This is a genomic window from Novosphingobium lindaniclasticum LE124, assembly GCF_000445125.1.
GTDB classification, from domain to species: domain Bacteria; phylum Pseudomonadota; class Alphaproteobacteria; order Sphingomonadales; family Sphingomonadaceae; genus Novosphingobium; species Novosphingobium lindaniclasticum.
Map to the genome: position 1 here is coordinate 1 of NZ_ATHL01000001.1, position 23303 is coordinate 23303.

General features: G+C 64.5%; 16 protein-coding genes. 9 read left to right on the forward strand and 7 right to left on the reverse strand.

The window, feature by feature from the left end; translation table 11 throughout:
- Nucleotides 1–483: 483 nt before the first annotated feature.
- The 3 genes from L284_RS25130 (at nt 484) to L284_RS25140 (ending at nt 5066) form a co-directional block, all read left to right on the forward strand.
- A complete protein-coding gene (locus tag L284_RS25130) occupies nt 484–1209 on the forward strand; it encodes an alpha/beta fold hydrolase (protein ID WP_031341235.1) in 726 nt (241 codons plus the stop codon).
- Complete coding sequence (locus tag L284_RS25135; protein ID WP_021232006.1) at nt 1206–1664, forward strand: nuclear transport factor 2 family protein; 459 nt, start codon at nt 1206–1208, stop codon at nt 1662–1664. Before L284_RS25130 ends, L284_RS25135 begins: the two co-directional genes overlap by 4 nt.
- 624 nt (nt 1665–2288) lie before the next feature.
- Nucleotides 2289–5066 (forward strand): TonB-dependent receptor, encoded by a 2778-nt coding sequence (locus L284_RS25140; RefSeq protein WP_021232008.1) that lies wholly within the window; start codon nt 2289–2291, stop codon nt 5064–5066.
- A 486-nt stretch (nt 5067–5552) separates the two neighbouring features.
- Here the strand turns inward: L284_RS25140 and L284_RS25150 are convergent, their stop codons facing one another.
- Nucleotides 5553–7673, reverse strand: a complete 2121-nt coding sequence (locus tag L284_RS25150) for a TonB-dependent siderophore receptor (protein WP_235054236.1) — start codon at nt 7671–7673, stop codon at nt 5553–5555.
- A gap of 212 nt (nt 7674–7885) precedes the next feature.
- Between L284_RS25150 and L284_RS25155 the strand changes: the two genes are divergently transcribed.
- Nucleotides 7886–8341, forward strand: a complete 456-nt coding sequence (locus L284_RS25155) for a hypothetical protein (protein WP_021232011.1) — start codon at nt 7886–7888, stop codon at nt 8339–8341.
- A 158-nt stretch (nt 8342–8499) separates the two neighbouring features.
- On the opposite strand, the gene L284_RS25160 is transcribed toward L284_RS25155, so the two are convergent.
- The 3 genes from L284_RS25160 to L284_RS47800 all read right to left on the reverse strand — a co-directional run bounded on the left by L284_RS25160 (nt 8500) and on the right by L284_RS47800 (nt 12208).
- Nucleotides 8500–9552: a mechanosensitive ion channel family protein gene (locus L284_RS25160; RefSeq protein WP_021232012.1), complete on the reverse strand. Its 1053-nt coding sequence runs from the start codon at nt 9550–9552 to the stop codon at nt 8500–8502.
- On the reverse strand, nt 9549–10775 hold the full coding sequence (metC, locus tag L284_RS25165; protein ID WP_021232013.1) for a cystathionine beta-lyase: 1227 nt from the start codon (nt 10773–10775) through the stop codon (nt 9549–9551). The genes L284_RS25160 and metC overlap by 4 nt, the downstream gene beginning before the upstream one ends.
- A gap of 113 nt (nt 10776–10888) precedes the next feature.
- Entirely contained in the window at nt 10889–12208 is a 1320-nt protein-coding gene (locus L284_RS47800) for a hypothetical protein (protein ID WP_152524578.1), read from the reverse strand.
- A 223-nt stretch (nt 12209–12431) separates the two neighbouring features.
- Between L284_RS47800 and queF the strand changes: the two genes are divergently transcribed.
- Nucleotides 12432–12893: a preQ(1) synthase gene (gene queF, locus L284_RS25175; RefSeq protein WP_031341244.1), complete on the forward strand. Its 462-nt coding sequence runs from the start codon at nt 12432–12434 to the stop codon at nt 12891–12893.
- A 48-nt stretch (nt 12894–12941) separates the two neighbouring features.
- Here the strand turns inward: queF and L284_RS25180 are convergent, their stop codons facing one another.
- A complete protein-coding gene (locus L284_RS25180; RefSeq protein ID WP_021232016.1) occupies nt 12942–13208 on the reverse strand; it encodes a hypothetical protein in 267 nt (88 codons plus the stop codon).
- A gap of 116 nt (nt 13209–13324) precedes the next feature.
- On the opposite strand from L284_RS25180, the gene L284_RS25185 reads away from it, so the two are divergent.
- Entirely contained in the window at nt 13325–14884 is a 1560-nt protein-coding gene (locus L284_RS25185; RefSeq protein WP_021232017.1) for a carbon-nitrogen hydrolase family protein, read from the forward strand.
- A 25-nt stretch (nt 14885–14909) separates the two neighbouring features.
- Here L284_RS25185 and L284_RS25190 read toward each other — a convergent pair whose 3' ends face one another.
- Nucleotides 14910–15470, reverse strand: coding sequence for a nucleoside 2-deoxyribosyltransferase domain-containing protein (locus L284_RS25190; protein ID WP_021232018.1), 561 nt, complete (start codon nt 15468–15470; stop codon nt 14910–14912).
- 46 nt (nt 15471–15516) lie between these two features.
- Nucleotides 15517–17166, reverse strand: a complete 1650-nt coding sequence (locus tag L284_RS25195; RefSeq protein ID WP_081673843.1) for an alpha-amylase family glycosyl hydrolase — start codon at nt 17164–17166, stop codon at nt 15517–15519.
- A 241-nt stretch (nt 17167–17407) separates the two neighbouring features.
- Between L284_RS25195 and L284_RS25200 the strand changes: the two genes are divergently transcribed.
- From L284_RS25200 to glgC, 3 genes are read left to right on the forward strand one after another with little or no spacing between them, the layout of a single operon-like run.
- Nucleotides 17408–19837: a glycogen/starch/alpha-glucan phosphorylase gene (locus tag L284_RS25200; protein ID WP_031341248.1), complete on the forward strand. Its 2430-nt coding sequence runs from the start codon at nt 17408–17410 to the stop codon at nt 19835–19837.
- Nucleotides 19834–22008 (forward strand): 1,4-alpha-glucan branching protein GlgB, encoded by a 2175-nt coding sequence (glgB, locus tag L284_RS25205; RefSeq protein ID WP_021232021.1) that lies wholly within the window; start codon nt 19834–19836, stop codon nt 22006–22008. The genes L284_RS25200 and glgB overlap by 4 nt, the downstream gene beginning before the upstream one ends.
- A 28-nt stretch (nt 22009–22036) precedes the next feature.
- Nucleotides 22037–23299 (forward strand): glucose-1-phosphate adenylyltransferase, encoded by a 1263-nt coding sequence (glgC, locus tag L284_RS25210; RefSeq protein ID WP_021232022.1) that lies wholly within the window; start codon nt 22037–22039, stop codon nt 23297–23299.
- Nucleotides 23300–23303 lie beyond the last annotated feature (4 nt).

Below are 23303 nucleotides of genomic sequence, written 5' to 3' on the forward strand. Positions count from 1 at the left end.
CGCACGACCAGAGGCGCGTCGATCGCCGGCGTGTCGGTGTCGGGCTGCCGCGCGAGGGCGGGAGCGGCCAGCGTCAGCAGGGCGCAGGCAGCCGTCATCTTTGGGAAAAGCCCTGGGGCCATTCGCTATTCCTCGTCATCCAAGGGAAAGTGCATGGGTGCGTTACGTGGCGACCGCCTATTCGCCTCGAGGCGGGCAGCCGCGGGCGCGACGGTTCGGCTAGGGCTCTGCGTCAGTCATGGTGCATCCTCTTCCGCCTGCTGTGCAGGTCGATCCGTCTTCGGCGAAGTCCACAGGGACCCGATCCGGAGACGTTACGCATCAAGGGAGCAACCCGGCGTATACTTTCCGCCGAAGCCGCTATCAGCAATTGCGATATCGCGGCCATGCCGGAAGCGCATAGCGCGCCGCCGCAATTGAATAGGACGATGCCGATGCGCAGTGCTCTATCCGCCCGGACCACTCGGCTATCAGGGAGCGCCTGTGCGAGAAACGATCATCCTGCTGTCCGGCCTGTTGTGCGATGCCTGCGTGTGGGAACACCAGGTGCAGCATCTTGGCCGGACTTACGACGTGCGGGTGCCGGACTTGCGGCACTTCGACAGCATTGCGACCATGGCGCGCCACGTTCTGGACGGCGCGCCCGAGCGGTTCTCGCTTGCCGGCCACTCGATGGGCGCGCGAGTGGCGCTGGAAACGGTGCGGATGGCGCCGGCCCGGGTCGAGCGCCTTGCGCTGCTGGATACCGGCATTCATCCGGTTCGTCCGGGCGAAGCCGAACGACGGCAGGCGCTGATCGCACTGGGCGAGCGCGAAGGCATGGAAGCTCTTGCCAGGGTCTGGCTCCCCCCCATGGTGAGCAAGGGCCGGCTGGACAGCGATCCGGAACTGAGCGAGCGCCTTCATGCGATGGTGCGACGCATGAGCGCGGAAATCCACCGCAACCACATAAGCGCGCTGCTGGGCCGGCCCGACGCGGCTGCGGGGCTTGCCGCCGTGCGCGGTCCGACGCTGGTCGGCGTCGGCAGCGAAGACGCCTGGAGCCCGCCTGCACAGCACGAGGATATCGTCGCGGCCTTGCCGGGATCGCATTACCGGGTCTTCGAAGGCAGCGGTCACATGGCGCCGATGGAAGCGCCCGAGGCCGTGACCGAAGCCTTGACGCAATGGATGGCATTGCCGCTGGATCAGGAAAGGGAAACCGCATGACAAGCGATGTTCACGAAGGGGCGAGCGCTGGCGCGAGGCCGGATTCTTCCGAGTGCGTAACGATCGAGCAGGCAAGCGAGCAGGCGATCGTGAAACAGATCCATCGATTTGCCCAGGCCAACGACGCGCACGACCACGATACCCTCGCGGCGATGTTCACGCAGGACGGCGCTTTCGCGCGGCCTACCGCGCCGGACGCCCCCGTTCGCGGGCGCGAGGCCATTCGCGCCTTCTTCCGCGACAGGCCGGCGCGGCGCACGCGCCATGTCATGGCCAATATCGTCGTCGATCTGGTCAGTCCGGTCTGCGCGCAGGCACGCAGCTATGTCGTGCTCTACAGCGGAGAGCGAGGCGAAAACGTGCTGGTCGGGGACTTCGAAGACGAACTGTGCCTGGAGCCCGATGGCGTCTGGCGTTTCGCGCGGCGAAAGGGATCGCTGGCTTTCGACATCTGACCTGAGCAGCCCGGAAGGAGCGTGCGCATCGCTGCGGCGGCTTATAACTTCGATCGGCCTTTGCGGAGGCTCGGCTCGGAAATGCGTAGCGAAGCGGGATATGATAGAGGCTCTGGAACCCGGCATCGATGCCCCTGGTTGATCTTGCGCCACTCGAAAGGAGACGCATGATGATCAACGATCCGAAGGACGCCCCCGACATGCCGGAAGAGCAGGAAGAAAACGAGATGGAGGAGGCTCAGAAACAGGCTGCCGAAGAGCGCGAGGAAGAAGGCGGCTATCAATAATCCGCTACCCGTCGCCTATTCGGGAGACTGACGGCCCATCGGCTCGCCTTCTCGGAGAGCGAGCCGATGTGCAGCGGTGCAGGGGAGTTCGGGTAGCTACCGAGAATGGGATCGATTTTAGAGCTCTCCGTGTTGAACTCTGTCCGAAGCGGGGAGCGATAGCTTCGCACGCAACCGCAGATGCGGATTTAACACCCTCTCGATGAATGCGCCGCAAATCGCGTACGAACGTTCATTATGTCACATAAGTGACCGAAAATTCCCATGGTTGTGTCACAGAGCCCGCCTAGGGGGCCGCCCTTCGCAAAATATTGCGCATCGAAAAAGAAGGGTCGACATGCATTTTCTGGAACGCCGCGCGCTGCGCCTGATGTTTGGTTGCAGCCTTGCGGCATTGTCGCTGCACGGACAGGCCGAGGCCGCCGAGGCCGCCGTCACCGACAGCGCCGACGATAGCGCCGCAGTGCCCTCCGAAGATACGCTAACCTCCGACATCATCGTCAACGGCCGCATCGATCGCACCGCGCTGGAGATGGAACGCAACGCGATCGGCACCGTGGACATTCTCACCACCGGCGACATAGCCACCAGCTCGAACACCGGCATCGCCGACATCGCCCGCGCTTTGCCCGGCATCTCGACCAGCTATGACCAGGGCGCGAACCAGACCGCCGTGGGCGAGGCGCAGTTCGTGACGGTGCGCGGTTTCGATACGAGCTTCAACGCCTATACGCTCGACGGCCTGCGCCTGCCGCAAGTCGCGGGCGATTCCCGCGCGATTTCGCTCAACCTGTTCTCGCCGTTCGCCATCGGCAATATCTCCGCCGACAAGACGCCGGGCGCGGACAAGGATTCCGACTCGATCGCGGGCGCCATCGATCTGCACACGCCAACGGCGTTCGATTTCACCGGCAACTTCAGCCGCGTTCGCGCGCTCGGCCAGCTTGCGGCAATGGCGGCAGATTCGCACCAGCCCAGCCTAGGCGGAGCGATCGGCGTCGACACCGCGCGCAAGTTCGGCGCCGGCGACCGGTTCGGCGTCTATCTGGCCGGCTACTATGAGAAGCGCGCGAACGCGGCCCAGTCCATCGCCGCGCAGAGCGGCTACGTGACGACTCATCGGAACGTGGGCACGACGCGCGACAACTACGACGCCCTGTCTGCCCAGGGCCTGCAGTGGAACGCCTTTACCAACAAGGTCGAACGCTATGGCGCCACCGGCTCGCTCGACTATCACGGCCTGGGCATCAAGACGTACCTGCGTGTGAACTACGCACGCTACAAGAACACGAACACGATGAACCAGACCGGCTTGCGCAGCGAGCTGACCAGCAACGCCGACGGTACGAGCCAGCCCAACCCGAATGTCGCGAATGGCGGCAGCGGCAACTACAACGCGGACGGCGTGTTCGTCGGCACGGGGGTCAACCCGGCCGGCTACTTCCGCACCGAGGACACCGACCAGAAGCTGTTTTCCACGCAGCTTGGCGGCGAGTTCGACCTGGGCGGCGGCTTCGTCGCTTCGCTCGAAGGCGCCTATGCCTATGGCGCCTACAACCAGCCTAACCGCATCGAGGCGGCGTGGCGCGGCGTGGGCTACGGCGCCTCGGGCGTCACGGTCGACCTCGGCAACCCGCGGGCGCCGCAGGCGGTCATGGCGCCGGGGGCGGCCGCTTACGTGTCCTCGCTCGACACGCCGGGTCAATACTATGTCCAGAAGGGCTGGAACTTCGATTCGGAAAAGAAGAAGACCCTTCGCGGCAATCTGCACTGGGATAGCGAAGGGGGCCTGTTCCGGTCGTTCGAGATCGGCGGTCTCTACGAGGATTCCCGCCGCGAGGGACGCGAACTCGCGCCCGACAACACCCGTTACGTCTTCTCGCGCCCGTTCGATCCGCGCGACGTGAACGGCCTGCCCGTCTCGCAGTTGCCGGGCCGGACGCTGACCGATTTCATCGGCGCCTATCCGGCGCGGCCGATCCGCGTCGTCTCCCGCTCGGCGATCGAGGATCAGGTTGCCCAGTACGTGGACTCCGCCGGCGGCACGGCCGGCCGGGTGTCCCAGGAAACGCTGGACCAGGGGGTGACCGACAGCAAGGAACGGCGCGCCGCCGTCTATGCCAATGCGCGCTTCCAGGCCGGTAACCTCGAAGCCATGCCTGGCCTTCGCTACGAAGCCAACCGTTTTGCGGCCCATTACTTCGAAGGTTCGAGCACGGCAGGCGGCAGCGGCGCCTTCGTCTCTTCCTCGCGCGAGTACGATCGCTTGGATCCCAGCCTGCTCGTTGCGTGGCGCCCGAGCGACCGCGTGGTGGTGCGCGGTTCGGTCCGCTCGAGCTACGCGCGTCCCGGCTTCAACGACCTTGCCGGCCCGGCGACCTATTCGTTCAACGATACGACGGACGAGCTGGAATATATCACCCGGCCGAACCCGAACCTCAAGCCCACCTCGGCCTGGAACTTCGACCTGGGCTTGGAATATTACGGCGGTGTCGGGCAGTACCTTCAGGTCGCGGCCTATTACAAGAAGCTGCGCAATATCATCGTCCCCACGGCCGGTCAGAACCTTCTGGAAGACAGCGGTTCGACGGTGACGACCTTCATGCCCCAGAACGGGCTGGGCGGCAGCGCCAAGGGCATCGAGATCTCCGGCCGCTATACTTACGACGGAAGCGAAGTGCCGTTCCTGGACGGCTTCGGCGTGGGCGGTTCGATCACCCGGCAGAAGACCAGGGCGACATATGCGCTGGCGGACGACGATGTGCGCACGACCAGCCTGCCCCAGGCGCCCGACCTGATCTACAATGCCGGGCTGTTCTACACCGGCGCCCGTTTCCGCGCCAATGTGAACTATCACCATACCGGACGTATCCTGGCGACGGTGCAGAGTTCCGACCCGGATATCTATATCCAGCCGATGGGTTCGCTGGACCTGGGCGCGGCGTACGAATTGAGCGATGCGCTGGAGATCGGCGTCTCGGCGCGCAACATCCTCAACCAGCACGCGTACTGGACGACCGTGGGCAAGTCCAAGAGGTATATCTCGAACGATCGCAACGGCGGTTACCTGAAGACCGGCAGCGTCTATCAGGTCAGCGCGACCATGAAGTTCTGACGATCGTCAGCTGCCTGCCGCTTCCCGCACGCCCTGACGGCGGGGAGGGGCAGGCGCATCCGCCCGCGATACCAGGCCCGCAAAGGAGCCCGCCATGCCTCACCGCCTCCTGCTGTCCTGCGAAAATGACCAAGGCGATGGAGGAAGAGGCCGATATTGTCCCCAACCGCACTCCGAGGTCCGGCGGAGGACCTTGGAATGCCGAACCCTCGCTCTGTTCCCTCGACCGTGACGACGAGGCACACGACGCCTGCGCGAAGCGTGCCGAAGAAGCTGCACGCCTGATCGGGAGGCTCGATGCCTTTCGAAAGGAGAACGGGATCGATCCGCCCCGTTTGATCTATCCGCCTCGTGGCGCTGCCGTGGAACAGGGCGGCGAGCCGGGAAGGGTCAGTCTTGTCCCTGACGATCGACGACGCAGATGAGTTCGATCACGATCTCGTCCTGATATCCGATCTTTCGACAGCTGGTTTGCGATCGTCCTTATCAGAGCCGCACACTGAGCGAGGCTCTGATGGTGCGCGGCGCGCCGGGGTAGATCCAATAGGAGTTGTAGGAGCTGGCCGCGTAACGCTGGTTCAACAGATTGTCCGCCTCGATTCTGGCGGTAAGGATGCGGGACAGCGGAGCCTCGACGGCGACCTTGACCTTGATGTAGTCCGGGAGGATCAGGCCGCTGGTGTCGGTGGCGCCGGAACGCCTGCCGACATAGTTGGCGCCGCCACTGATCTGCCAGTCGCCATTCGGCCCTTCGATCCGATGCACCAGGAATACCGAGCCGGAGTGGTCGGGGACGTTGAGCGCGAGCGGCGTCGCGAAATTCTCGTCGTCGTAACGGGCTCGCGTCCAGGCATAGTTGACTACCGCCTGCCAGCGCCGACCGAGGTTGAGCGATGCGTCGAACTCGATGCCGCTGCTCCGCAACGATCCCACCGGCGCAAGGAAATTGGCATCATCAGGATCGGTAGTGAGGACATTCGACTTGCGGATGTCGAACCAGGTCATCCCGACGTCCAGCCCCGCCCAGCGACCGCTCAGGCCAACTTCATAGCCATGTCCTTTCTCCGGAGCGAAGGCAGCCCCGTCACTGCCGCTGCCCGAGTTCAACAGATTGGACTCGCCCCAGTTCGCATGGACCGAGATCGCGTCGCTGACCCGGTACTTGGCACCCAATCGGAACGTGACCGGCTCATCTGCAGCCCGAGATGCGGCACCCGTCAGGTTCTTGCGCAACTCCTGGCTGTACACGTCGAGACGCACTCCGCCCACCAGGGAGAAGCGGTCGGTCAGATCCCACAGATCCTGCGCGTAGAAGGTCAAGCCGCGGCGAAGCTCGCGCTGGTCGAGGTTGGGCAGTAGCGCCGCAGCCTCGGCTACGCCGTAGACAGGGTCGTATATGTCGATCGCGTAGGAATTGCCGCCCTGCGCCGGGTCGGAGGGGTTGCGACGGCGCAGCAGTTCGAGATAGTCGAGAGAATAGCCCTTTATGCCGAAGGCGGGATGGTGCGTACCCAAGGCGTTCACCTTGCCGCGCAGCTCAAGCCGGGCAGCGAGGTCTTCGACCTCATAGCCGCGTTCGCGCCGCTGACGCCACAAGGTCCGCCCGTCGACCAGACGGGTCTGATCGGCCGAGAATCCCCGCAGCGACCCGGAACGATAGGCCAGGCCGCCAACGATCGCCCAATCGCCGCCCAGCTTCGCCTCTCCGGTCAGTTGGTGGCGCGTATCTCGAGCGCGCGTGTCGCCATTGCTCGGCTCCCCCAGAAAGCGGGATGCCGGCAGCGCCAGGGGATCGCCCCCAACCGCGACGACCCCGCGATCGAATGGCGAGTCATAGCGAATGAGCTGTGCGACATAGGTGAGTTGGAACGCATCGGACGGGCGGAAGGTCAGCGAAGGGGCAACGGTCCGGCGCTTCAGCCCGACATGGTCGCGGAAGCCGTCGCTATCCTCCAACGCGACAACGATCCGGGCGGCAAGGCTGGTGGTCAACGGGCCGGTCGCATCGAGTTCGAGGCGCCGGGTGTCGAAGGAACCATAGTCGAGCCGCGCCGACGCAGCGGCGGAGAAGCGCGGCGTCTTCGTCACCATGTTGACGCGGCCGGCGGGGTCGATGTCGCCGAAAACGGCGCCGGCCGGTCCTTTGAGTATTTCGATCCGCTCGATCGTGGCCGGATCTCGCGCAGGTGCACTTCCGCGATTGGCGATGAAGCCATCGACGTAATATTCGCCGCCGCCGTCGGCAGTGCTCAGGAAGCCACGTATTGCGAAATTGTCGGCAAAGCCGCCGCGATTGTTCTGCTGGCTGCTACCGCTGACCAGTTCGAGCGCATCGCTGAGCCTGTAGGTTCCGGCAGCTCGCAACAAGTCTGCTTCGAGCGAGCGACTTGATTGCGACATGCGCTCGGTCGCGAGATCTGATGACAAAGTGGCGTCGCGATACTTGCGCGTTCCCAGCACGACGATTTCCGCCGTCTCGGCTTCCTCCACCTCCTGTGCCGAGACAGGTGTGCCGAACAGGCAGCCAGCAGCGAGCGCGATGGACGCGATCGGGCGCGCATTCGGCGCCGTATGTCGCTGCGACAGACGGCAAGAGAGATCAGACACGCATTTACCCCATCGATTAAGTGACGCTACAACACTAAGGTATAGGTGATGTTGTATCATACCTTTTGCATTGCAGCATGATGTTCGTCAACAGCCTCAAACCAGCGGTGACGCAATAGGCGTGAATGAGAGGGCTGCTCGCTGAGATCACGTTGCGGATGCGGCGATCGAAAGGGCCACTGCGATTGTCTCTTCAGGACGTGAGCTGCGCCATGCTTGCGGTATTCGTGCTTCTGAGAGTGCTCGACGTCTATGGCGACAGCCCCTGGTCTATCGTCGAGAGCAGTGCGATGCGGATGGCCGTGAGCTTCTTCGCCTTGACCAAGTATCCCGCTTCTTTGCTGTTCCTGATGTTGACCTTGGGATGCGGCGCTCTGCTGCTCGTCATGTTCGAGCGCCCGCGCGACAGCGGTATGGTTGACCGTCTGGCCCTTTTCGGCGCCGCGCCGATGTTCTTTTACCTCTTCCACCTCACGGTTCCAAGGCTGCTCCACCATGCCGCCGCTGCGATCTGGGGGAACACCCGAGGAAGCGTTTTGGAAGTGAGCAACCATGGTTGGGTGCTGCTCTGGTATGTGGGCCTTATCATCCCTCTTTACCGGCCGATGGCATGGTTCTCGCACTTCAAAGCCGCAAGGCGTGATATCACCTGGCTGACGTATCCTTAAATGCGCTTAGAGAGGTGGGCTGCGCGAGGTCGGCCAAGCCTCTTTCACTCGTTTGCGGTCATCTCGCAATCGGTCGCACGAAGGCGCTATGAGCCGCGAGAGAGTTACGCCGATCGGGATTGAGGGCAACGAGCCGAGATCAGGTTGAAACGGGTGGCTTAGTTGGTGTGTGGAGATGATGTTCCACGTAGCGCCTCGATCACATGGCGCATCGTTTCGGTGTCGCGCACGTTGAGGTCGCGCTGGGGGTAGGGAACTTCGATTCCGTTTTCGCGCATCAGGCGCCAAAGAGCCTTGAGCACGTCGGAGCGCACGTTTCCGACGCCTTCTTCGGGATCGGTGATCCAGACGTGGATTACGAAGCTCACGCCGCGTTCAGCGAAACTGTCGAGCCAGACGGTGGGCGGGGGTGCGGCGAGCACGCGTTTTATCGAACGTGCGGCGTCCAGCATCAGGTGTTCCACGCGCGCGATATCGCAGGCATAGGGCATCACCACCGGGATCTGGATACGCACGTTCTTGCTGGAATAGGACCAGTTTTCGACCTGATTGATCATCAGGTTCTCGTTTGGGATCAGGTATTCCTTCTGGTCCCGCGTGGTCAGGGAAACGGCGCGGATGCCGATCCGGCGGATCTGGCCGAACGTGGACATGCCGCCCGCGTCGGTGATGGTGATCACGTCGCCAGGCTTGATCGACTTGTCCATCAGCAGGATGATCCCGGCGATCAGGTTGCCGAAGGTCTTCTGGAGGCCGAACCCGATCGCCAGGCCGAAGGCACCGGAGAACACCGTCAGCGCGGTCAGGTCTATGCCCAGAACGTCGATCCCGACCAGGATGGCGATCGTCCAGATCATCAGGCTGACGAGCTTTTCCGCCAGCAGTCGCTGGGTCTGGTCGAGCCCGGTAGCCGAGCGCAAAACGCGGCTCGAAAGCCGGCTCGCACCCCAGGCGATCGATACGACGAGCGCCAGTACGAACAGCAGGACGACGAGATCCCAGACCGACAACCGGCTCGATCCCACCTGCACCGCCAGCCGATCGAGCGTATCGACGAGGTCGCTGAGGAAGCCGCCGCGCGAAGTGACGGCATTTTTCAGCCCGTCCGCGCCTGCCAGCGGTTGGTCGGCAGCCTGGTGCGCCGCCGTGCTCGTAACGCTGGGCGAGGGGGAAGGGCTTGCCATCACCATGCGGGCGACCGGGTTGCTCATCCGCCGGTTCGTGCCTGGCGCATGGCCGCGAAAGCCTGGTCGAGATCGGCGATCAGGTCCCCCACGTCCTCAAGTCCCACGGCGAGCCGCACGCCGTAGCGATCCGCATCGCCCTGGCTCTCCGGCGGCCAGGGCATGATATCGCGGTGTCTCGCCGGCTCGATCGGCACGACCAGGCTTTCGAAGCCGCCCCAGGAATAGCCGATCGCGAAAAGGTTCAGCGCGTCGATGAAGCGGTTGCGATCTGTCAGGGTACCGCCCTTCAGCACGAAGCTGAACAGGCCGCAGCCGCCGGTGAAGTCCCGTGCCCAGAGGTCGTGGCCGGGCGAGGAGGGCAGCATCGGACAGAGAACTTGCGCCACTTCGGGGCGCGTTTCCAGCCAGCGTGCGATCCTGAGGGCGGAATCGGCCTCCTGCCGCAAGCGGACGCCCAGAGTGCGCAGGCCTCTCAGGGCGAGCGCGGCATCGTCCGGCGAAACGACGATGCCGAGATCCTGCGAGCGTTTGCGCAGCTTCTCGTAGAGCGCCTGTCCCGCGCTGGCGCTGCCCATCATCAGGTCGGAATGGCCGCCGACGTGCTTGGTCAGCGCCATGACCGTCACGTCCACGCCCTTTTCCAGCCCCGCGAAGCCGAGCGGGCTGGCCCAGGTGTTGTCGAGCACGGAGACTGCGCCCTTTTCGCGCGCGATGCGGGCGAGTTCGGGAACGTCGCAGACTTCCATTGACAGGCTGCCGGGCGCCTCGATCAGCACTGCGCGCGTGCGATCGCAGAACAGGCCCTCGTATGCGGCAAGATCGAGCGGATCGTAGAAGCGGGTCTCGATGCCGAAGTCGGTGAGCATGCCCGTGCCCATGGAGCGCGTCGGATCATAGGCATTGTCGGTTATGAGCACGACGTCGCCCGGCCGCAGCAGGGTGAGCATGACCCCGGCGATGGCGGCGACGCCCGAGGGATAGATCACCGCGCCATGGGCGCCGGGCTCGATCTTGGTCAGCGCTTCGCACAGCGCCCATTGCGTTGGGGCGCCGCGACGGCCGTAGAAGAAGCGGCCGTCCTCGTTGCGGCCCGGCCCCTGAGCGAGCGCTGCGGTGTTCTCGTAGAGATGGGTGCTGGCGCGCCAGACCGGCGGGTTGACCACCGCGCCGGTCCACTCCTTGCGTCGGCCGCCGCCCACCAGTTTGGTGAAAGGGGCGAGATCGTCGAAATTGTCCAGATCGTCCAAGGTGCTCTCCGCTCTTGAGCACCCAGCCCTAACGTCCACTGGGGCGAGGGTCGAGAGGGAAGCGTTCGATCGGGCGCGAGGGCTGCTTCCGTCCGGCCCGCCCCGTAGCCGGTTCAGGCGCGGCGGCGGAACGAAGAATCGGGATCCTGGCTGATGTCACGCGCAGCTTCGATTTCTCGCGCGGCGATCGCCGCATGGTCGCGCGGGCCGGTATCCAGGCGTACCGGTGCAAGTCCCGGCCCGTTTCCTGGAAGGCCCAAAGTGAACACCCGGCGTTCGATATGCCCCTGCTCGTCCGTCAGGCAGATGCGCACCAGCGGCACGAACAGGCTGGCCTGACCCTGCCGCATCACCCGGATGGCGTTCAGCGGCAGTTGAAGTTCGCCCGTGAACGTGCGCGTCTCTCCGGGTGCAAGCGTCTCAAAAGTGTGGCGAAGCGGCAGATCCGCTGGCTCGGGGGCGAGCTGTTCGCCTTGCGACAGGGACGCGTGCGCGGAAATCATGTCGCCCAGAAGGCGCCAAGAAGGGGCCGAGCGGGCCGTCGGCGCCGAGAGGGTCAGGCGATATTGCAGCGTGGCATAGACCAGCGAGAGCCGCAGGCTGATGGGCTCGAAATCGACGGCGATCACGCCGGGGCGAGTGGGGGGTGGAGGGGAAGCAGGAGCGGGCCGGGTGCGTTCCTGCGGCTCCGGGTTCCTGGAAGGCTGCACGCGGGGAATGGGAGTGACGGGCGAAACCGGCTCCAACGCCGCCACCGGGGCAGCGACGGGCAATTCCTGTTCGATCTCGTCCTCGGGCTCGGCTTCCGGCTCCAGCCCGGCTTCTTCCCAGGCCGTAGCGGGCGCGCGGCGGCGGCGGAGGAGCAGCAGGGCGCCCACTCCCGCCGCGACGAGCGCGGCCGGGATCACCAGCCACCACTCCGGCCAATGCGGGGCAGCCGCAGGGGCAAGACCGGCCTCGGGAGAAATGGTTGGAGAAGGCTGCGGCGCTGCGGCTTGCGTGGTGACGGACGAGGGTGTCGCCACCGGTGCGGGGGAGGGCCGCGCAGCAGTGGCTTCTTGCGAGATTGGCGCGCGCGTCTCAGGGCGCGGTGCTTCCACAGGGCGCGACGCAGCTGGTTGAGGCTGCGGTCGCTCGCTGGCGCGCGGTGCGGGTGGGGGCGGCAGTGCGATCGTCGGAACCGGTGACACGCGCGGCGTGGGCGCCCCGCTCGGAGCGGCTGAGGGGACGGCCGCAGGCGGAGTGGGCGCCGTGTCTCGCGGCGTGACGGTCGGGTTCTGGGGGTCTACCGGGCCTTGCGCGCGCGGCGCGCCCTGGCCCTCCTGCTGGCCTGGGGGCAGGCTCCAGGTCGATTGCGCGAGACCCGCAGTCGGTCCCGCCAAAAGGCCGATGACGAGCGCCGCGCGCGAAAGTGGTGTCGCAATCCTAATCACAGTGCCCCGCATCAAGCTCCCAGCCTCTGGTCAGGTCTCAAATGGACCACGCGCTGAACACGGCGTTAATGCTGATGGTTCGCGCGGCGAGACGTGAGGCATTATAGTCCAGACACCGCGTGGTGGGCAATCTGGTTCGACCGATCCTCAACGATCGAGGCACGTCCGAACCATGCCGCCTCGCGACTTGAAGGCAGGGCCTGCCGCACCTATCAAGGCTGCCATGACTGACACTTCCATGACTCCGTTGCATCTCGGCCAGACCAGCGCGCTTCCAACGTCTCCCGAAGACGCGGTGCTCGACTACGTTCCCAATCCGCGCCAGGGCAGCCTCTATCTCGTGCGCTTCGCCGCGCCGGAATTCACCTCGCTCTGCCCGGTCACCGGCCAGCCCGATTTCGCGCATCTGGTGATCGACTACGCGCCGGGCGAAACCATCGTCGAATCCAAGAGCCTCAAGCTGTTCCTGGGATCGTTCCGCAACCACAACGGCTTCCACGAGGATGTGACCGTTGGCATCGGGCAGCGGCTGTTCGACGAAATGAAGCCGCGCTGGCTTCGCATCGGGGGCTACTGGTATCCACGCGGCGGGATTCCCATCGACGTGTTCTGGCAGTCCGGTACGGCGCCGGAAGGCCTCTGGGTGCCGGACCAAGGCGTGCAGGGTTATCGCGGGCGCGGCTGAACTGGGTTCGGGGCGGAGCGCTGCAATCCCGGCGCTCCAGCCGCACTCTTACCGGGCTGCGAACTGGACGCCGTTGACTCGCCTCAGGTCGACCGTTCCCTTGCCGAGCGAGGCAAGCTGGCGGCCAGAAAGACATTGCGCGAAAACGGTCGGCGCTTCGGCTTTCAGCGCGGCTTCCGTAGCAAGAGCATCGTCAAGCCGTGCGGTGCATTCGGCGCGCGATTCGTAGGTCTGGACAGGGGCGGGCAGCCTTTCGCAGGCGGATCCGTCGTCGCTGCAACCAAACAGGGCGAGGGCAATGAGAGTGGCGCTCATTCTTCTCTCCTTTCGAGAGAGATAACGGCCATTTCGCCGGAAATATCCCGCAGTCGGCAGGAAAGAGTCCTTTTCCGCGCTGGAACCCACGGGCCTCCCGCGCGTAGAACTGCCCCATGGACCAGACCAAAGCCAAGCTCATCATCCGTCCCGCCGCCGTCGCCGATGCACCCGCCATCGCCCGGCTATCGGTAAAGGTCTATGGCAAGGCCGATGCCTTCACGCGCGCCGAGATCCGCGGGCAGATCATAAACTTCCCCGAAGGCCAGTTCGTCGCCGAGTACGACGGCAAGGTGGTAGGGCACTGCGCGACCATGATCGTCACCGCCGACCAGGCCTTCCGCCCGCATACCTGGGAGGAAATCAGCAACGGTGGCTACGGCCGTCCCCCTTCCGACGACGGCGACGTACTCTACGGCTTCGAAATCTGCGTGGACCCTGACTATCGCCGGTTGCGCATCGGCCAGCGGCTCTATCGCAAGCGCAGGGAAGTCTGCCAGTACTTCGAGTTGAAGGGCATCGCTTTCGCCGGCCGAATGCCGGGATATTCGCGCCGCAAGCGCCAGTATCCCAATCCCGCCGATTACCTCCAGGCGGTTCGGGACAAGAAGGTTCGCGACCAGGTCATCCAGTTCCAGATGAACGAGGGCTACGAGCCGCGCGAGATCCTGCCGGACTACATCCCCAACGACAAGGAAAGCGGCGGCAACGCGGTCCTGATGTATTGGACCAATCCGCTTGCGCCCCGCGATACCGGCAAGGCGGTTCCTGGCTTCAAGGAGCGCGTTCCCTCCAGCGTCCGGGTGGCCACCGTTCAGTTCCAGATGCGCAAGATCGAAACCATCGACCAGTTCGAAGCCCAGGTCGAGTACTGGATCGACGTGGCCGCCGATTACGAGAGCGACTTCGTGGCCTTCCCCGAGCTGTTCACGCTCGAACTGCTGTCGATAGAGGAAAAGAAACTCCAGCCGGTCGAGGCGATCGAGAAGATAGCCGAATATACCGAGCGCTTCGTCGAATTCATGCAGCGCATGGCGGTGAGCTACAACATCAACATCATCGGCGGGTCGCATCCCACGCGCGTGAAGCTGGGGCAGGGCAAGAGCGAGATCCGCAACATCGCCTATACTTTCCTGCGTGACGGGGCCGTGCATGAGACGCAGAAGCTCCATCCCACGCCGTCCGAGCGCAAATGGTGGAACATCAAGGGCGGCTACGGGGCGAACGTCATCCCCACGGATTGCGGACCGATCGGCGTGATGATCTGCTACGACAGCGAATTCCCGGAACTTTCGCGCCATCTGGTGAACCAGGGCGCGCTGATGCTGTTCGTGCCGTTCTGCACGGACGAGCGGCGCGGCTTCCTGCGGGTGCGTTATTGTTGCCAGGCCCGCGCGGTGGAGAACCAGTGCTACGTCGTCACTTCCGGCGTGGTCGGGAACCTGCCGAACGTCGAGAACATGGACGTGCACTATGCGGAAAGCGCGATCCTGACGCCTTCGGACTTCCCGTTCGCGCGCGACGGCGTGGCGGCGGACACTGCGGCAAACACGGAAACGATTGCGATTGCCGACCTCAGCCTGGACGCCCTGCTGACCGCGCGGCAGTCGGGCGCGGTGCAGAACCTCAAGGACCGGCGCTTCGATCTCTACCGCGTGGAGTGGACGCAGCAATAGGCCGCCGCGACGGGCGGGGGCGCGTTTAGTTGCCCGCCTTGAGACGTCGCCCGGCCGCGGCCACGCGCTTGCGGGTTTCGGCGATCAGTTCGTCAAGGCTCTCGACCTGCTTGATGCCGTAACGCTCGCCGGTGATGTCGACGTTGCCCTTGCGCCAGAACCCGGGTGGGCAAAGCAGCACGACTTTGCCGGAGCGGGCATGAAGGCCCAGTTCCAGCAGGCTCACCGGGCTTTGCGAACCCGGCGCCAGGTAGAGGATCACGACATCGGCACTGTCCAGCGCGGCGAGTTCCCATTCGACCTGGCGCCGGAATTCGGGCTCGCTCGCCTCGGGCTTCCACTTGGGATTCCAGTCCGGTCGGCGCGGGTTGAGCAACACGACATCTTCGGCCCGCAAGGCCTCGATCACCTGCCGCTGCCAGTCTGGAGCGGACCCCATGTCGATGCTGCCGCCGAGGAACACGCGGGGACGGTCGTGCACGGAAGGCAGCGCTTCGGGCGAGGTGACCACGGCTGCAGCCTCCGCGCCAGCGGCGGGAAGCGAGGCGGCGGCAATGGCGGCGGTCAGGGCGAGGGCATAGATCATGCCGCGACCCTTACAGCTTTTCCCGATCGGTCACGAAAAACCTTCGTCAAAGCGACAACCAGAGCGCGGCGTAGGCAGGAAGCGTGCTCAGGGTCGCACCGTTGACGGCCAGCAGCACCGTGCCTTCGGCGGGCGGGTGGAGAACCAGCGGTTCGGGCGCGAGGTTGAAAAGGCATCGCAAGCGCTGGCCCCCGTGGCTGCGCTCGAACGACAGCAGGGTTCCGTCGGCCTTCCACTCCGTCAACATACCATGGCGCAGGGCGGGGTGGCCCTTGCGCAGCGCCAGCAGCTTTCGGGTGAAATGAAGCAGCGAGCTCGGATCCGCTTCCTGGACGGCCACCGCGCGGCTGCGGTTCTCGGCCGAGAGCGGCAACCAGGGCTCGTCCGTGGTGAAGCCGCCGAGCGGTGCATCTTCCCAAGGCAGCGGCGTGCGGGCGCCATCGCGGGAAAGGGTGAGCGGCCAGTTGGCGATGGCTTCGGGATCCTGCAACTGCTCGAAGGCGATCTCGTCCTGAACGAGGCCCAGTTCCTCGCCCTGATAGAGGATCACGTTGCCGCGCAGCGCCAGGAGCAGCGCCATCTTTACGCGGGCGAAGGCGTCATGATGCTTGGGTGTGCACCAGCGGGACACGGCTCGGGGCGCATCGTGGTTCTCGAAGGCCCAACTCGGCCAGCCGCCGCTTTCGCCCGGTGCCAGTTCCCAGCGGCTCAGCGTCTCGGCCACGAACCGCGCGGTGAGGGCGGGGGCATAGAGGAAGTCGAAGCCATAGGCGCTGTTCAGGCCCCGATTGCCGGCGGTATAGGCGCGGCGATCGCCCTGCGGCTGGTCGCCGCCGATCTCCGCGACGGTATGGACCGCGCCGTATTCGTCGCAGAGCAAGCGCAGGCGCTGGACGAAGGCGGCCATGTCCGGGTGTGACTGGCTGTAGGTCTTGAGCTGGAAGTCGAAAGGCCGGGTGCGCAGGCGGCCATCGGCGGGTGCCGGCGGATTGTCGCGCAGCAGCGGATCGTGCATGGCGTGGTTGAGGGCGTCCAGCCGGAAACCGTCCACGCCGCGCTCCAGCCAGAACCGCGCCACGTCCAGCACGGCGTCTTGCACGGCCGGATTGTGCAGGTTCAGCTGAGGCTGCTCCTTCAGGAAGGTATGCATGTAATATTGCCGGCGGCGCGCGTCCCAGGTCCAAGCCGGGCCGCCGAACACCGATTGCCAGTTGCAGGGCGGCGTCCCGTCGTCCCTGGGGTCGTGCCAGACGTACCAGTCCGCTTTCGGATTGCCACGATCGGCGCGGCTTTCCGCGAACCAGGGGTGCAAGTCGGACGTATGGGCGTAGACCTGGTCGATGATGACCTTGAGACCCATGGCATGGGCATGGGCGACCAGCGCGTCGAAATCCGCCAGAGTGCCGAACACCGGATCGACCCCACGGTAATCCGCCACGTCGTAGCCGAAATCGCGCATCGGCGAGGTAAAGAACGGCGAGATCCATATCGCGTCCATCCCCAGCCGCGCGACGTGATGCAGACGGCGCGTGATCCCGGCCAGATCGCCCACGCCGTCGCCGTTCGTGTCCTGGAAACTGCGGGGATAGATCTGGTAGATCGCCGCGCCTTGCCACCACGGGGCGGCGTCGGAACACGACGACACTTCGGGTTCCGGTGAAGGCGGGCGGGCTAGGTCGGATTCGATCAGGCTCATGCGTCCCCTTTCGCAGCTGTTCGATCCCGCATAGCACCCGGAAGGCGTCTGCGCCGCAATTTCCTGCGGCACTGCACAATGGCACTTGCTGCAGGCGGGCGCTGTGCTAGCCATGCTCGGATAGCGCAGCGAGGACGGAGCCAACGCTTTTTCGAACCGCAGCGTCAAATCATTGAAAATGCTGGTTTTTGCCGAACCTGCAATAGTTACCAGGCCGAAAACAGTTACCAGGAGTGTGCCCATGGCGAGCGAACCCGTTTCCAGCAGCGTCGCGGAAACCCCCTCGGAAATGGACAAGCACATCGTCCGCGTGCTGCGACAGCGTGTCGGCAAGGACGAGCGCGCGGCCAAGCAGCACGACTGGTATACGGCGTCGATCCTGGCACTGCGCGACGAAGTGATCGAAAAGTGGATCGATTCCACGCGCCGGACGTACGATTCTCGTGGCAAGCGGGTCTACTACCTTTCCATGGAGTTCCTGATCGGCCGCCTGCTGCGCGATGCTCTTTCGAACATGGGCATGACGCGCGAGTTCGAGGCGGCCCTGAAGGCGCACGGGCTGGATCTTGCCGCGCTGGAGGAGCTTGAGCCGGATGCGGCGCTGGGCAACGGCGGACTCGGGCGCCTGGCCGCCTGCTTCATGGAAAGTCTGGCGACGCTCGACATCCCGGCCTACGGCTACGGCATCCGCTACGTAAACGGCATGTTCCGCCAGCGCATCGACGACGGCTGGCAGGTAGAACTGCCGGAAACCTGGCTGGCCCACGGCAATCCCTGGGAATTCGAGCGGCTGGAAAGCACCTATCGCATCGGCTTCGGCGGCGAAGTCGTGGCGGAAGGAGACGGCGTCTTCTGGCACCCGGCCGAGCAGGTCGAGGCGACCGCGATCGACACGCCGGTGGTCGGCTGGCGCGGCAAGCGGGTCAATACGCTGCGCCTGTGGACGGCCAGTCCGCTCGATCCGATCAAGCTGGACGCTTTCAATGCGGGGGACCACTTCGGCGCCCTGGCCGAGCAGGTGCGGGCAGACAGCCTGGTGCGTGTGCTCTATCCGGCGGATTCCAGTCCGGCGGGCCAGGAATTGCGGCTTCGGCAGGAATACTTCTTCACGGCAGCCTCGATCCAGGACATCGTGCGCCGCCACGTGCAGTACCTGGGAGACATCCGCACGCTTCCCGATCAGGCAGCCATCCAGCTCAACGACACGCACCCGTCCGTGGCCGTAGCCGAATTGATGCGCCTGCTGGTCGACGAAAACGGCCTGGAATTCAACGAGGCCTGGGACATCTGCCGGCGCACGGTGTCCTACACCAATCACACGCTCCTGCCCGAGGCTCTCGAATCCTGGCCGCTGCCGCTTTTCGAGCGTCTGCTGCCGCGCCACATGCAGATCATCTACGCGATCAACAGCCGTGTCCTGCGGGAAGCGCGAAAGGCGGGGTGCAGCGACGCCGAGATCGCGGCGATCTCGCTGATCGACGAGAACGGCGAGCGCAGGGTGCGCATGGCGAACCTTGCCTTCGTCGGCGCGCACTCCGTCAACGGCGTGGCCGCGCTCCATACCGAGTTGATGAAGAAGACGGTCTTCGCCGACCTCCACAAGCTCTACCCGGATCGGATCAACAACAAGACCAACGGAGTCACGCCCCGTCGCTGGCTCCAACAGTGCAATCCGGGCCTGACGCAAGTCATCCGCGACGCCATCGGCGACGCTTTCCTCGACGATGCGGAGAAGCTGGCCGACCTCAACGCCCATGCCGCAGACAGGCAGTTCGGAGAGCGCGTCTGGGCGGTGAAGCGGGCCAACAAGGTGGCGCTGTCGGACTACATCAAGAAGACCATGGGCCTGCGCCTCGATCCCGACGCCCTGTTCGACGTGCAGATCAAGCGCATCCACGAATACAAGCGCCAGCTCCTCAACCTGATCGAGACGGTGGCGCTCTACGACCAGATCCGCAGCCACCCCGAACGCGACTGGGTGCCGCGCGTCAAGATCTTCGCCGGCAAGGCGGCCCCCAGCTATCACAATGCCAAGCTGGTCATCAAACTGGCCAACGACATCGCCCGGCGCGTCAATGCCGATCCCTCGGTAGGCGGGCTGCTCAAGGTCGTCTTCATACCCAACTACAACGTCAGCCTGGGCGAGCGGATATTCCCGGCGGCGGATCTCTCGGAGCAGATCTCCACGGCGGGCATGGAAGCGTCCGGCACCGGCAACATGAAGTTCGCGCTCAACGGCGCCCTCACCGTCGGCACGCTCGACGGAGCCAATGTGGAGATCAAGGATCATGTCGGTGACGACAATATCGTGATCTTCGGCCTCACCGCCGACGAAGTGGCGGCAAAAAGAGCCGGCGGTTATAATCCACGTGAAGTTATCGAAGGCTCGCGGGAATTGAGCCAGGCCCTCACGGCGATTGCCTCGGGCGTGTTCTCACCCGACGAGCCCGACCGCTACAAGGACCTGATCGGCGGTATTTACGACCATGACTGGTTCATGTGCGCCGCCGATTTCGACAGCTACGTGGCCGCCCAGCGCTCGATCGACGCGCGCTGGGAAGACGTTGCGGGCTGGCGGGCGGCAACTATCAGGAACATCGCGAATGTCGGTTGGTTCTCCTCGGATCGGACGATCTCCGAGTATGCCAAAGACATCTGGAAAGTCCTGTGAAGCCACCCGAAAGCGCTATTGAATCTCTCCTGCAAGGCCGCAACGCCGATCCCTTTTCGCTTCTGGGTGTTCATTCCGGCCCTGACGGGAGTTATGCCCGCGCGATCCTGCCCGGCGCGAAGACCGTGGAGGCGTTCAGCCTCGACGGTCGCCGGCTGGGGATGCTGGGCCAGGTCGACGATCGCTTTCTTTTCGAGGGGCAGCTTGTCGGCGAGCCGCAGCCGATCCGCTATCGCTGCACTTCGGGCGGGAGCGACTGGCTGGTTACCGACCCTTATACGTTCGGCCCCGTGCTGGGCCCGGTGGACGACCTGCTGATCGCGCAGGGCACGCATTTCCGCCTGTTCGACAAGCTAGGCGCACATATCATGCGCCATGAAGGCGCCAATGGCGTCCACTTCGCCGTATGGGCGCCGAACGCCCTGCTGGTCAGCGTCGTCGGCGATTTCAACGACTGGGATCCGGGCCGCCATGTCATGCGCAATCGCAGGGACATCGGGGTGTGGGAGATCTTCATTCCGGACATCGCCGACTACCGCGCCTACAAGTATCATGTCGTCGGCGCAGACGGCATGGTCCAGCCGCTCAAGGCGGATCCTTTCGCCTTCATGTCGGAAATCCGGCCCGCCACCGCCTCGATGACGGCGCACCCCGCCAAGCTGGACTGGGGCGACGAGGCGCACCGGGCACACTGGGCCAAGGTCGATCCGCGCAAGGTGCCGGTCTCGATCTACGAAGTCCACGCCGGATCCTGGCAGCGCGACCGCTTCGGCTGGTTCCTGAACTGGGACGATCTGGCCGACCGGCTGATCCCCTACGTCGTCGAGATGGGGTTCACCCATATCGAATTCCTCCCGATCAGCGAGCATCCCTATGATCCGTCTTGGGGCTACCAGACCACGGGGCTCTATGCGCCCAGCGCCCGCTTCGGGGAGCCTGCCGGTTTCGCGCGCTTCGTGGACGGCGCGCACCGCGCGGGCATCGGGGTGATTCTTGACTGGGTTCCGGCTCATTTCCCGACCGACGATCACGGCCTCGTCCGGTTCGACGGCACTGCGCTCTACGAACATGAGGATCCGCGGCTGGGCTTCCAGCCCGACTGGAACACGCTGATCTACAACTTCGGCAGGCGCGAGGTGCAGAGCTTCCTCGTCAACAATGCGCTGTTCTGGGCGGAGCGCTACCACGTCGACGCCTTGCGCGTGGATGCGGTCGCCTCGATGCTGTACCGCGACTATTCGCGAAAGGACGGGGAGTGGATCCCCAACGCGCAAGGGGGCCGCGAGAATTGGGAAGCGGTGGATTTCCTGCGCGCCACCAACCGCGCGCTCTATGGCCAGCACCCGGGCGTCTTCACCATCGCCGAGGAATCGACGGCCTGGCCCGGCGTCACCCAGCCCGCCTACGAGGTGGAGCAGGGCGGGCAGCCCACGTCGCTTGGCTTCGGCTTCAAGTGGAACATGGGCTTCATGCACGACACGCTGCGCTACATGGCGCGCGATCCGGTGCACCGGCGCTACCACCACAACGACATTACCTTTGGCTTGGTCTACGCTTTTTCCGAAAACTACGTTCTGCCGCTCAGCCATGACGAGGTGGTCCACGGCAAGGGCTCGCTGCTGAACAAGATGAGCGGCGACGACTGGCAGAAATTCGCCAATCTTCGTGCCTACTACGGCATGATGTGGGGCTATCCCGGCAAGAAGCTGCTGTTCATGGGCCAGGAGTTCGCCCAGCGCCGAGAATGGAGCGAGGAGCGCGCACTCGATTGGGACTTGCGCGATGCGCCGGCGCACGAGGGTATCCGCAACCTCGTGAAGGACCTCAACCGCGTCTACCGCGAGAAGCCGGCGCTCCATGGCGGCGATTGCGACGGCGATGGCTTCGAATGGCTGGTCGTGGACGACAGCGCCAATTGCGTCTTCGCCTGGCTCCGCAAGGCTCCGGGCGCCAAACCTGTCGCGGTCGTCTCGAACATGACCCCCGCCATGCACACGGATTATAGACTGCCCCTGCCGCTGCCGGGCAAATGGAACGAAATTCTGAACAGCGATTCTCCTCACTACGGGGGAACGGGCAAGGGCAACCTCGGACACGTGGAGGCGGTAGGCGGCAGCGCCGTCGTGACTTTGCCGCCCTTGGCGACGCTGATGTTCGAGTACGAAGGCTGATGACGGGATACGAAGGAGAGTGGGTGCAATGAGGACGCCGACCGGATCGCCACTCGCGCGCGATGCCATGGCCTATGTTCTGGCCGGCGGCCGCGGCAGCCGCCTGGCCGAACTGACCGACAACCGCGCCAAGCCGGCCGTCTATTTCGGCGGCATGAGCCGGATCATCGACTTCGCACTGTCCAATGCGATCAACTCGGGCATCCGCCGCATCGGCGTCGCCACCCAGTACAAGGCGCATAGCCTGATCCGGCACATGAACCGTGCCTGGAACTTCATGCGGCCCGAACGCAACGAGAGCTTCGATATTCTGCCCGCCAGCCAGCGCATCTCCGAACTGCTCTGGTACGAAGGCACGGCCGATGCGGTGTTCCAGAACATCGACATCATCGAAGCATACAGTCCCAGGTACATGGTCATCCTAGCGGGCGACCATATCTACAAGATGGACTACGAATTGATGCTGCAGCAGCACGTCAATTCCGGTGCGGACGTGACGGTGGGCTGCCTGGTCGTTCCGCGCAAGGAAGCGACGGCGTTCGGCGTGATGCACGTCGACGAGAACGACGTGATCACCTCGTTCCTGGAGAAGCCCAAGGATCCGCCCTCGATCCCAGGCGATCCTGACCATGCGCTGGCTTCGATGGGGATCTACGTCTTCGATACGAAGTTCCTGTTCGAGCAGCTTCGCCGCGACGCCGCCGACCCGGATTCGAAGCGGGACTTCGGCGGAGACATCATCCCCTACATCGTCAAGCACGGAAAGGCACAGGCGCACCGCTTCACCAACTCGTGCATCCGCGCGGCGGAGGAAATCGAGGAATACTGGCGCGACGTGGGCACCGTGGATGCCTATTTCGAAGCCAATCTCGATCTTACCGACACCGTCCCCAAGCTGGACATGTACGATCGCGACTGGCCGATCTGGACCGACACCGTGGTGGCCGCTCCGGCCAAGTTCGTCCATGACGAGGAAGGGCGGCGCGGTCAGGCGATCTCCTCCCTCATCAGCCAGGACTGCATCGTCTCCGGCGCCTTGGCGCGGCGATCGCTGCTGTTCACCGGCGTGAAGATGGGCAGCTTCTCCTCGGCCAACGAAGCGGTGATCTTGCCCTACTGCAACATCGGCCGCCATGCCCGGCTGTCCCGGGTCGTCATCGATTCCGGCGTGCGCATCCCCGAAGGGCTGGTAGTGGGAGAGGATCCCGAACTCGACGGCCGCCGCTTCCGGCGCACCGACAACGGGGTATGCCTGATCACCAAGCCGATGATCGACCGGCTGAACTTGTGATCCG